At 44.3% G+C, this 12,158-nt stretch carries 11 protein-coding genes and 1 tRNA gene; 5 read left to right on the forward strand and 7 right to left on the reverse strand.

Annotated elements, in window-relative coordinates:
- Positions 1–187 precede the first annotated feature (187 nt).
- The 5 genes from EJ419_RS02395 to serS all read right to left on the reverse strand — a co-directional run bounded on the left by EJ419_RS02395 (position 188) and on the right by serS (position 3,038).
- Positions 188–616, reverse strand: a complete 429-nt coding sequence (locus EJ419_RS02395; protein WP_131283082.1) for a DUF1310 family protein — start codon at positions 614–616, stop codon at positions 188–190.
- Positions 617–618: 2 nt separating this feature from the next.
- On the reverse strand, positions 619–915 hold the full coding sequence (locus EJ419_RS02400; protein ID WP_131283334.1) for a hypothetical protein: 297 nt from the start codon (positions 913–915) through the stop codon (positions 619–621).
- Positions 916–935: 20 nt separating this feature from the next.
- Positions 936–1,247 carry a hypothetical protein gene (locus tag EJ419_RS02405; protein ID WP_131283335.1) on the reverse strand — a complete coding sequence of 104 codons (312 nt, stop codon included), beginning with the start codon at positions 1,245–1,247 and terminating at the stop codon, positions 936–938.
- Positions 1,248–1,486: 239 nt separating this feature from the next.
- Positions 1,487–1,572 (reverse strand) — tRNA-Ser (locus EJ419_RS02410).
- A gap of 179 nt (positions 1,573–1,751) precedes the next feature.
- Complete coding sequence (gene serS / locus EJ419_RS02415; protein WP_131283336.1) at positions 1,752–3,038, reverse strand: serine--tRNA ligase; 1,287 nt, start codon at positions 3,036–3,038, stop codon at positions 1,752–1,754.
- 289 nt (positions 3,039–3,327) lie between these two features.
- Here serS and EJ419_RS02420 point away from each other — a divergent pair, with 289 nt between their 5' ends.
- Positions 3,328–4,380: a zinc-dependent alcohol dehydrogenase family protein gene (locus tag EJ419_RS02420; protein ID WP_205668807.1), complete on the forward strand. Its 1,053-nt coding sequence runs from the start codon at positions 3,328–3,330 to the stop codon at positions 4,378–4,380.
- A gap of 226 nt (positions 4,381–4,606) precedes the next feature.
- Here the strand turns inward: EJ419_RS02420 and EJ419_RS02425 are convergent, their stop codons facing one another.
- On the reverse strand, positions 4,607–4,975 hold the full coding sequence (locus tag EJ419_RS02425; RefSeq protein WP_131283337.1) for a hypothetical protein: 369 nt from the start codon (positions 4,973–4,975) through the stop codon (positions 4,607–4,609).
- Positions 4,976–5,303: 328 nt separating this feature from the next.
- Here EJ419_RS02425 and EJ419_RS02430 point away from each other — a divergent pair, with 328 nt between their 5' ends.
- From EJ419_RS02430 to rpiA, 4 genes are all read left to right on the forward strand, one after another.
- Entirely contained in the window at positions 5,304–6,443 is a 1,140-nt protein-coding gene (locus EJ419_RS02430; protein ID WP_131283338.1) for a diacylglycerol/lipid kinase family protein, read from the forward strand.
- Between the two features lie 119 nt (positions 6,444–6,562).
- Entirely contained in the window at positions 6,563–8,239 is a 1,677-nt protein-coding gene (gene pgm, locus EJ419_RS02435; RefSeq protein ID WP_131283339.1) for a phosphoglucomutase (alpha-D-glucose-1,6-bisphosphate-dependent), read from the forward strand.
- A 3-nt stretch (positions 8,240–8,242) separates the two neighbouring features.
- Positions 8,243–9,202 carry a ribonuclease H family protein gene (locus EJ419_RS02440; protein ID WP_131283340.1) on the forward strand — a complete coding sequence of 320 codons (960 nt, stop codon included), beginning with the start codon at positions 8,243–8,245 and terminating at the stop codon, positions 9,200–9,202.
- Between the two features lie 63 nt (positions 9,203–9,265).
- Complete coding sequence (gene rpiA, locus EJ419_RS02445) at positions 9,266–9,958, forward strand: ribose-5-phosphate isomerase RpiA (RefSeq protein ID WP_131283341.1); 693 nt, start codon at positions 9,266–9,268, stop codon at positions 9,956–9,958.
- Positions 9,959–10,051: 93 nt separating this feature from the next.
- Here the strand turns inward: rpiA and EJ419_RS02450 are convergent, their stop codons facing one another.
- Positions 10,052–11,881 (reverse strand): AMP-dependent synthetase/ligase, encoded by a 1,830-nt coding sequence (locus EJ419_RS02450; protein ID WP_131283342.1) that lies wholly within the window; start codon positions 11,879–11,881, stop codon positions 10,052–10,054.
- Between the last annotated feature and the right edge of the window lie 277 nt (positions 11,882–12,158).

Here is a 12,158-nt window from a genome sequence, read left to right on the forward strand (position 1 = left end):
CATACATCTTCAAACCCGTGGACTTACCATCCACCACCTCATCCAAAGTACCCAAAAGTTTATTGTTAGCACCATAACGAACTTCTTGATGAGTACGAGCTGATTCTTGATCATAGTTTTTATACTCAACCCACGCGATATCTACTCGATCACGTTCAGAAAGATACTCCGATGTCATAAGCAATTCCTAAGCTCCAAGTTGATGAAAAAGATCAGCAGCTTTTCCAGATAAATCTGTGATACGAACCGTAAGTTCTTCCTCTGGATTATTCTTTTCAAATGCTAAACCAATCTCAAGCTCAGCATCACTATTCAATTCAACATTCACCATGATTCCGCCCATGGGATTATGCTCAATCGTATCCGTAAGGATACGATACGATTTAATACGTCCCTTATCCGTTAACGCATTCGGATCCGCAGAGCGTAACTCATCCTCGATGAGTTTTCTGCCCTCGCTACCCATAACAACCGAATACATATACTCACGCTCTTGATTCTGCTGATACCTTATATACACCACACCCCCACCAATAACACCGACACTTACCACGATAGAAACAATAAGAATACACAATTCCCAATGCTTTTTTGCCCATAACCCAAATCTACGCATACCTACTCCTGCCCAATCAAATCCAAGCGTTGAACTTGCTGTGATACCGTCTCACGAATCGCTGATGACGATTTACCACGAATAGAAGAATCCATCATACCCATATCATTATTAACATTCTCTTTCGCAGATTGAGCGTGACTGCGAGCCTTACGACGAAACTCAGATAACGCTCTCGCATACATCTTCACCAAACCAGGAACATACGTATCATGAAGTAAACGACGCTGATGCGCAATCTCCTCAGATGAAATACCTCTATCCGCACCATTATCCATACGGGTTATATTCATACTCATCACAATCACCAACCCCCTAATTACAATTCATAATTCTGAATTACACTCCGATACCGAGAATCTAACTCATCCTGCTCATCATCAAGACTACGCATACACGTATGGATTCGTTCACGCAAACTCTCAGTCGCTATATCCGTACTGACCGCAATACTATGTAATCCTTGAGAATCATAAATATCAAAATGCTTCAAGAAATACACAGCATCCTCACCCGAGCAAGTCAAACGCTGATCGATACGAGATTGTTCACTCATCAACAAATCTCGAGCATCATCTAAACGCCGACACTGCAACCGATACTCATCATCAATCTCATCACGCGTTTGCATACTATTCTCATCCCCCTGCATATTGCCCAATCTACCACTTTTCTTGACAAAACAAGGGCAAGGTGACAAGAACCTATTCTGAGAATCAAGAACTCTATGGTTATAGTTCATTCATCACAAACGAAAGGAAAATAAGGGTTAATGGTCATACCTCAAGCGGACACATGTCATGACACAACAACCACAAAAATAAAAAATGTCTCAACGCATACAGTGACATATGCGCTGAGACATGACAATGGCGGACAGTGAGGGATTTGAACCCCCGGTACTTTCGTACGCTTGTTTTCAAGACAAGTGCCTTCGACCGCTCGGCCAACTGTCCAAAGTGACTAAGGAGGCTCTTTCGTCCATTCCTCAATCACAGTAACTTAATGTACTATAGACACTTTTTGCTCAATGAGCAAATGAGCTAAGTGTCTTAGTGCGTGTCGCGCGAAATATCACCCAAAATCAGGCGAATATAATCACGCATAACGCAAGCTCTTGGAGATGGAAGAAGAACTATGCTTCCCACGTGGTCGGTTCGATTATTTCCTTACCGCCCATGTATGGACGCATTGCAACAGGAACCTCGATAGAACCATCAGCATTCTGATGATTTTCAAGGATTGCCACCAGCCAACGCGTCGTCGCAAGAGTTCCGTTTAAGGTGGCTACAGGTCGCGTGCCACCTTCTTCGACGCGCTCACGTATGTTCAAACGACGAGCCTGATACTCTGTACAGTTCGACGTCGATGTAAGCTCACGATAGCGTCCCTGAGTAGGCACCCACGCTTCACAATCAAACTTACGTGCAGCTGACGATCCCAAATCACCAGCAGCCGTATCAATAATGCGATAAGGCACTTCCACCTTCGCAAGCATTTCCTGCTCCATACCGAGCAAACGCTGATGCTCAGCTTGTGAGTCCTCTTGCTTGACATAGGTGAACATTTCCACCTTGTTGAATTGGTGCACACGGATGATACCCATCGTATCTTTTCCAGCAGAACCAGCTTCACGACGATAGCAGCTTGACCAACCCGCATAGCGCAATGGACCATTAGATAAGTCAATAATTTCATCAGCATGCATACCTGCAAGCGCTACCTCAGATGTGCCTACGAGGTAAGAGTCATCTGGTTCACGAAGTCGATAAATTTCATCAGCATGCGCATTCAAGAACCCGGTCCCCGCCATAATTTCTGGACGCACCAAGGTTGGCGTCGTAGTCATAATGAATCCGTGCTCTTCAGCCTGGTCAACTGCCATAGTGAGCATAGCAAGCTCCATACGTGCAATTGCACCGCGCAGGAAGTAAAAGCGAGATCCAGATACCTTGGAGCCACGTCGCATATCAATACCAGCTACGCCTTCACCAAGCTCGAGGTGGTTCTTTGGTTCGAAGCCTTCAGCAGCAAAGTCACGTGGAGTACCAATTTCCTTCACTACAACATAGTCATCCTCGCCACCTTCAGGCGCAGCATCTTCGACTACATTGGAGAATTTCCACATCAAGTCCGTATAAACTTGAGTAGCTCTATCTGCCTCTTCTTTGTACTGCGAAACGCGTGCAGCAAGATCCTTAGTCTCAGCGATAAGTGCGGCTTTTTGATCCGCAGGAGCTGAAGCTACCTTCTTACCCATATCTTTTTGCTGTGCACGAGCATCTTCAAAAGCCTTGAGTGCATCACGACGTTGCTGATCTGCCTGCAAAGTTTCATCTACGAGCTCTACAGACTCGCCACGTTTGCGTTGGGATTCCTTAACAATGTCAGCATGTTCACGCATAAATTGAATATCAAGCATAGTTAAAAACTAGCTGGAAATCTTGACATTCGCGCGCAAATTCCGTTTTAATTCCGTTTTAATTCTAATTTAAATCCAATTTAATTCCATTTTTACCGACTGAACATCCTTTTTTCTTCAATTTCAAGCAAAAATTGCACATAATGTTCATTTCAATGTTTAAGTGAACATTATCTTATGTGCGCCGTGACAACCAAAAAAATAATTGCTGATTAAAATAAACAAACAATGGACCACGAACGGTTCACAACTATTGGTTGCATAGATGCACGATGTAGCAAAGGAGCTCATGATGAAAGCAGCAACTTACGTATCCGCTGGCGTACTCGAACTCACCGAGAAAGAGAAGCCACATGTAATTAAGCCAACCGATGCAGTAGTACGCATGGTTAAATCAACCATCTGCGGTACTGATTTGCATATCCTTGGTGGCGACGTTCCGGCATGCAAGCCAGGCACCACTCTCGGGCACGAAGCAATCGGCATCGTTGAAGAGGTAGGCGATGCAGTAAATAATTTCAAGGTTGGCGATAAAGTCATCGTCTCCTGCGTAACGGCGTGCAATACGTGTTACTACTGCAAGAATCAACTCCCTAGCCACTGCGAAGATGGCGGTTGGATTCTTGGACATCTCATTGAAGGAACTCAAGCAGAGTACATTCATATCCCACATGCAGACGGTAGCCTCTACCACGCACCAGAATCAGTAAGCGACGAAGCACTCGTTATGCTTTCTGATATTTTGCCGACTTCTTATGAGATTGGTGTCCAACCATCCCATGTCAAGCCAGGTGACACTGTCTGCATCGTAGGCGCAGGCCCAATCGGTCTGGCAGCTCTGCTAACTGTCCAGTTCTACTCCCCAAGTCGCATTATTATGGTTGATTTGTCGGAATCTCGCCTCGAAGCATCCAAGGAATTCGGCGCAACTGACACGGTTTTGTCTACTACAACGGAGGAAGTTAAGGCAAAGATCGACGAACTTACAGGCGGCCGTGGCGTAGACATTGTTTTCGAGTGCGTCGGATACCCTGCAACGTTTGATATTTGCCAGAAGGTTGTGAGCATTGGCGGACATATTTCTAATGTTGGTGTCCATGGAAAGCCAGTTGAATTCGACTTGCAAGATTTGTGGATTAAGAATATTACCTTGTCAACTGGTCTTGTCAATGCTAATACGACTGAGATGCTTCTTGAAGTTTTGAAGAGTGGAAAGATTGATGCAACAAAGCTCGTAACTCATCACTTCAAGCTCTCTGAAATTCAGGAAGCATACAAGGTCTTTAAGGCAGCTGAGGAAAACCATACCTTAAAGGTCATCATTGAAAATGATTTGAGCTAACTCCGCCTCAAATCTAACGAAACAAAGACCGGTTGGCATACATTCAAGCTATGCCAACCGGTCTTTTACTGTGATTGTTTATGTATTGAGTTCACGCACCTTATAAATCTAAACCTATTGCGTCATATGCATGTCTTGTATTTCAGTCAGCATGCATGCTATCCGCATATCAGCTTATCTTTATGTACTTCTTATGTACTTTTTTATTTACTTCCAGTTTTACCCTCTATATTTTCTGTTCCTCTTCTGCGTTACTCTTACCCGTTTTACGAGAGACAACAATAATACTTGTGCATGCGCATGCACATACTATTCCACTTAACCAGATACTTGTATGCGATAGTCGTGGCACTATTCCCTGTGCGCTACAAATAGCCATAATCAGTGTGAAAATTATGATATATAACGGTAAAGCTAAAACACCTGATTCAACAACTCGATCAAGCACGATGGGCACTCGAGCATTCGTATGGCTTTGTAAATTTTCCCAGTATCCTAATACTGCACCACAAATGCTTATCATTACGCATAAGCCGAATACCATAATGAGATTGATATCCATGCCCATCATCTTCTTTCTTAATTTCGGTTTCACTGTAGTAGTTTTACCGCTGCAGTTTTTTCTGTCTTATTGCCGTACTTCCTTTAGTATTTATCTTCGATGCTTTAAGCACTTTCTTTCAGTGTTTTCTTTTAGCACTTTCTGTAAGTACCGAAAGCTTTCTTACTATTAATTGTAGTCAAATTAGCCCTTGTACAATCTATGCCAGAACTATTTTTGAGATACCCACGGTCATACGGTGATACACCACAAATCATGTACGTTATATACAGCGACACTCGCTATCTCAAAGTTATGAAACAGTTGTGTGATTCTGCCTATTTATGCACACAATTAATTAATACTTGCTAAGAATGAAACTATGAATATCAGCTGGGGTGCTATCGCTATTGCTGTGACCATTATTGTGGTCGCAGTTTTTGTCGTTGTCGGGATAATTGTGCACGTTCGTCAGGGGCGTCGTCAGCAAGAAATTCATGTCGCCGACCAACGCACCAGCGATAAACATATCACGTATGCTTTTATTATTAATCCTTCTAAACCGGAAGCACCTCAAGCGCGCGAATTCATCGAAAAGTTTTGCGCATCCCACGGCATTACAGACACCTTATTTATCGAAACTCGTTTAGACTACGATGGTCGCGCGTGTGCTGAAGAAGCGCTAGCGAAAGGTGCTGATGTAGTTATAGCCGTCGGCGGAGATGGAACTGTGCGCACAGTTGCGAGCGCGATGGCATATTCCACACATGCTTTTGCTATTATCCCTATCGGCACAGGTAATCTTTTTGCACGAAATATCGGCATCCCCGTTGGAAATATTGAAGCTGCATTATCAATTGCTACCTCGCACGGAAGCCGTCGAGTCGATATGGGACGTATGAATTTGCTCGATTCTGCTGAGCCTGACCACGAGCACGGTTTCTTAGTCATAGCAGGCGCCGGTTTTGATGCTTATATGATTAATGACACCGACCCAACTTTAAAAGCAAATATCAGCTGGTTTGCTTACTTTGTGGCAGCCTTTAAACATCTTTTTGGACAAAAAAGTCGTGGAACTATTATTATTCGCACGGCTGCAGGCGTTGACCATAGTGTCGATAATGTACAGTTTAGAACAATTATGGCCGGAAATTGTGGCAATATACCTGGCTTTAGTCTCATGCCTGACGCGGTTTTTGATGACGGATTACTTGATATCGAAACTATCGACACTCGAAGTGGCCTTATCGGCTGGGTCAGCTTATTCTGGGATGTCGTTCATAAGACGGTTACCCGAAGTTCGAAGCAATCGCCATTCGCAACTCACGCTACAGTTCGCCAATATCAAGGCGTAAGCGCGGAAATTATCCTCGAAAAGACGGTTTTAGCTGAAGTTGATGGCGACATTTTGGGTAAATCTGATCATTTCCTCTTCTCTATTGACCGTAAGGCGTTACTCGTACGCGCTCCACATTTGGCAGCGTCTGGCGATGCGACAGGAAGTCTTCCACCGATTAACTAATTCAGTCATCTTTATCGCAAGCTAGTGCTCAGTCGTCCGTATCCTCAGTACGTGTGTACTGAGCAAGCACATATTCTGTTACGAATTTACTGAGTACCTCTTATGGCACAATGGAATGCATGGTAGCTAAAAATGCAGGCATGCTTGCCACAGAAAAAGATTTAGTAGATCTCGATGCTCTGATTGGCGCATATTACGATGACGTTCCAGATCCAACAGTTGCTTCACAGCGGGTTATCTTCGGAACTTCTGGACATCGCGGTTCATCATTAAAGCAGACGTTTAACGAAGCTCATATTGTCGTTATTTCACAGGCGATTGCTGAATACCGCAAGAAGGCTGGTATCACTGGACCTCTTTATATGGGACGCGATACCCATGCTTTGAGTCTTCCAGCATGGAAAACTTCTATTGAGGTTTTGATAGCAAATGGTGTACGTGTACGCATTGATTCGCGTGACGATTACACACCAACGCCGACAGTTTCTCAAGCAATTTTGACGCATAATCGTGCTGCTGATGGCACTCAGCGTTTCTCGGGTGAAGATATTGCAGATGGAATCGTTGTTACTCCATCGCATAACCCTCCAACTGATGGCGGTTTCAAATACGATCCAACCACTGGTGGTCCTGCTTCTGCGGAAATTACTGCTGCTATCGCCGACCGCGCGAACGAACTCTTGCCTGAATGGAAGACCATTAAGCGTATTCCATTTGAACAAGCGATTACTTCAGATCTTATCGAACGTTTCGATTTCCGCCAGCACTATGTAGAAGATTTAGGAAACGTCATTGATTTTGATATTATCAAGTCTTCCGGTGTCCGCTTAGGAATTGACCCTCTCGGTGGCGCTTCAGTCAATTACTGGCCATTAATTAATGAAATTTACGGCACAAATATCGGTGTGCTCAACCCTGAAGTAGACCCTCAATGGTCATTTATGACATTAGATCATGACGGCAAAATTCGTATGGATCCAAGTTCTCCTTACGCGATGAAGGGATTGCTTGACCGTCTTAATGCCGGAGCATGGAACCAGTACGATCTTGTAGGCGGGACAGATCCTGATGCTGATCGCCACGGAATCGTTTGCCCAGGCACAGGCGTTATGAATCCAAATCATTATATTGCTGTATGCGTGGAGTACCTCTTTAGCGGAAATCGTCCACAATGGCCAGCTACCGCGGGAGTGGGAAAGACATTAGTTTCCTCCAGCTTAATCGACCGCGTTGTCGCTTCAATTAATGCAAAACTTGTGGAAGTGCCAGTAGGATTCAAGTGGTTCGTCGACCCACTCTTTAGCGGAGAAGTAGGCTTCGGTGGTGAGGAATCATCTGGCATGAGCTTCCTTCGCCGCGATGGCCGCGTGTGGACGACCGATAAGGATGGTCTCATCCCAGATTTGCTTGCTGCTGAGATTACAGCACGTACTGGTAAGAATCCTGCTGAATTGCATGCTGATCAAGTCGAGCGTTTCGGTGAAAGCTGGTATACCCGTGTCGACACACCAACTACTTTGGAAACGAAGCTTAAGTTCGCAGGCCTAAGTGAACAGTCCGTAACCGCTACAACTCTTGCTGGAGAAGAAATTACCGCAAAGATGACTACTGCTCCAGGAAATGGCGCAGCAATTGGTGGACTGAAAGTTACGACAGCAAATTCATGGTTTGCTGCTCGCCCATCGGGAACCGAAAACATCTACAAATTGTATGCAGAGTCTTTCACCTCTCCAGAGAATCTCGACCAGGTTGTAGAGCAGGCAACTGGTGTTATTGATGATGCATTGGCGGACTAATTAATGGTTATCGATTTTACAGTTACCGTTTCAACTGATGGCAGTGCGCTCAACAATCCTAATGGTCCGATGGGCTGGGGATGGGTTGAGCATACTGCTGATAATCCTGGCGGTGTCACAACAAGCATCTCGGGTCGTGACAGCGATTGCGGAGGAGCTTCTAACGGAACTAACCAAATCGGCGAGCTGTCCGCGGTACTGCAATGCTTACGTGAGCATCCTGGAGATTATCCACTCATTATTGAAACCGATTCCCAGTATGCAATTAATTGTGCAACGACATGGATTCATGGGTGGAAGAAAAACGGTTGGAAGAATTCTAAAAAGGAACCGGTAAAGAATGCTGAGCTTATTCGAGCAATTGATGCAGAGCTTTCATCGCGATCAGGTTCAGTTGAATTCGTATGGGTTAAAGGTCATGCGGGTAATTATTACAACGAAAAAGTCGATGATTTAGCACGCGGGTTTGCACAGAGAGCTGGCAAAAACCAAGTTGAAGGATACATGCCTGTAGAAGGCTGGGAGGTACTCATCAACGGACCATATTCTGAGGGACTCGTAATCCCAGATAATTATCAGCAGACTGGCGAACGTTCTTCGCTGACCTCTCATTCTTCACAGGCTTCACAGACCCCTCAGGCTTCGCAAACCCCTCAGGCTTCACAGACTAGTAAGCATGAGAATGATGCATTAACGACTTCATCAGCTAATTCGCCTGCTACATCCAAGCCCGACAAGACACCGACTTTGGTTGATCAGCCACTCTTCCATGAGGATAACGCCACATTGACAGAAGAGCTCATTACTCGACTCAATATGGCTACAGAACGCTACGATGCAGCAGCCCAACGCTTGCAACTTGCTAGCGAGCATATGGATCAAGCGGTTGCGAAGCTTGACGAAGCTATTCGTCGTTTCGATGATGTCAGTTGGAAGAATAATCATCAAGATACTCTCTTCTAATTAACATTATTACTTATAATAGTCATTTAGAAACCTACTGCATTTAAAAAATTAAGGAGAAATATGGCAACTCAGGACGAACTCAAGAAGGCAGCTGGTATCGAAGCTGCAAAGCTTGTTCAGAATGGAATGACTGTAGGACTTGGAACCGGTTCTACCGTTCGCTTTTTCGTTGACGAACTTGGTCGTCGCGTACAAGAAGAAGGTCTCAAGTTCACAGGCGTAACTACTTCTGTGCGCACTAAGGAACAAGCTGAGGGATATGGCATTACCATCGTTGACGTCGATGATGTCGATCACATTGATGTTACTGTAGATGGCGCTGACGAAGTTGATGATCGTTTCGACGGCATCAAGGGTGGCGGTGCTGCTCTTTTGTGGGAAAAGATTGTTGCAACTAATTCTGACAAGATTGTATGGATTGTTGACGAGTCCAAGGTTGTTTCTACCATCGGTAAATTCCCATTACCTGTAGAAGTTATTCCTTTCGGTGCTGGTCACGTCGTCAAGCTCTTTGAAGAAAAGGGTTACAAGCCAACTCTTCGCCTTGACGACAGCGGCGAACCTGTACGCACTGACGAAAAGAATTATGTCGTTGATTTGCACATGGAATGCATCGATAACCCTCAAGAGCTTGCAGAAGATCTTATTCACACTGTCGGCGTTGTGGAGCACGGTCTCTTCCTCAACATGGTTGATACCGTAATCGTTGGTGATGAAAACGGTCCACGTATCTTAACTAACCCAAATAAGTAAAACCTATCGTTCAATTAGATAAATAGCGAAATGGTGTTTCCTCTGCTATAAGGGAAACACCATTTTGTTTTATTTAGTCACGTTATTAACGAATTACTTTTTCGGAACGTAAATTTCTTTCTCGATAAGTTCAGCATATTTCTTAACAATTACGGCACGTTTTGTTTTGAGACTCGCTGTGAGCATGCCATTTTCTTCGGTAAATGAATCTGCCAATATTTTATATTTACGAATTGATTCCGCACGTGATACTTGAGCATTAGCCTTATCAACTGCCGCGTCCACTTGAGCAGCAATAATTGGGTTTCGAGTTGCCTCGTCAAGAGAAGAGACTTCAGCAGCTCCTTGAGAGCGAAGCCACGCATTCACATCATTAATATCAATGGTTATCAATGCCGAAATAAACGGCTTCTTATCCCCCACTACGACACAATGTTCCACAACTGGCGATGTCATCACGCTAGATTCCAAAACGCTCGGAGATACATTCTTACCGCCTGCAGTAATAATAAGATCCTTTTTACGCCCTGTGAGCGTAATGAATCCATCATCATCTATATCCCCCAAGTCTCCTGTATGGAGCCAACCATCCACAATCTGATTGTGAGTGTCCTGTGGCGAATTATGATATCCGCGGCAAACACTCTCACCCTTAATACATATTTCACCATCATCCGATACGCCAAATGTCACGCCTTCAAGAGGCAAACCAACCGTTCCAATACGGTAACCTCGCGTTGGATTCACACAAGCTGGCGCACACGTTTCCGTCATACCATATCCCTCAAGTAGAGGAAGCCCCACACCATTAAAGAAATGCGCTATGGACGAGTCAAGGGGAGCGCCTCCTGATACAGCGAATTCAACATTTCCACCAAATACGCCAAGAATCGTTGAATAAATTAACTTGTTATACAACCAATATTGCGCTCTCTTGAGAATGCTCAACGTTTCGCCGGACTGCTGAGCGTAAGACCACTGGCGTGCGAGATGAGCTGCTCGGCTAAACAAACGTCCTTTATACCCTCGTCCCGCTTTTTGTGAAGCCGCATTGTAAACCTTCTCAAAAATACGCGGAACAGCCAAGATAAATGTAGGTTTGAAAGCTTGAAAATCAGGAATAATCGTCTTGATATTGTTCGATAACCCTAATACCGTATCCGACCCGATACAAAAATATTGCATATATCGCGCAAACACATGGGCAAGCGGCAAGAATAACAACAATCTTGCTCCGCCCGGACGGTAGCAGATATCCGTCATCGATTGAATTCCGGAGTATGCCATAAAGACAAAATTACGATGCGTTAGCTCAATTCCTTTTGGAGTTCCGGTAGAGCCTGATGTATATACAATTGTGGCAAGATCGTCGCCATGCACGGAATCTACGCGCGACCAGAATTCAGTGTCCTCTATGGCTTTCCCGTACTCCGTGAGCGTTTCGATAATTGTTACATCGGTTGTCTCATTATCAATAACACATACTTCTGAAACTGTCGGCATCTCATCGAGAACGGCTTCTATCTTTTCACGCTGATTATCATTTTCTGCGAAAATCATACGGACAGCAGAGTCCTGAGCTATTGTTCGGATTTGTAGAGAAGAATTCGTTTCATAAATAGGCACGGTCACAGCACCGATACTCATAATCGCCATATCAAGCGCAGTCCATTCCCATCGCGTACTCGACAAAATAGCCACACTGTCACCGATTTCTATTCCTTTCTTCATTAATCCTTTTGCCAGCCCTATAACAATATCTTGAAACTGAAGAGCAGTGAATGATTCCCATGTACCGTGTGTATCTTTGTATTCGATAAGCGGCTCATGAGCAGTTCGCTGTACACGCTGAGTTAGGATAGACAAAATATTGGTATCGCTTTTAATCGGCGTGACCAGCGGGCGGGTGAATTCTTTACGCATATGAACCTTCAATCTTCAGTGATTTATATGTAAACATTCTTATTCTTATTCTAAGATGTTACGCGTACGTGGCATCTAAAATGTGATTTTTCTTTCCCTATTTTATGTGTCCCCAACTCCCTAAATTAGCTTAGAATTGCACTCTATTTATGACCGTCTCGCTAGTTAGAAATTTATCTTTTTATATAAGTATGCCTGTGTAGAATATTTACTAAGGCGTGAAATCAGATCGTTTGATGTAAGAAGGTATGCGTGGAGAATCTTCGGTTTTCTATGG

It is taken from the genome of Alloscardovia theropitheci (genome assembly GCF_004332295.1).
GTDB classification, from domain to species: domain Bacteria; phylum Actinomycetota; class Actinomycetes; order Actinomycetales; family Bifidobacteriaceae; genus Alloscardovia; species Alloscardovia theropitheci.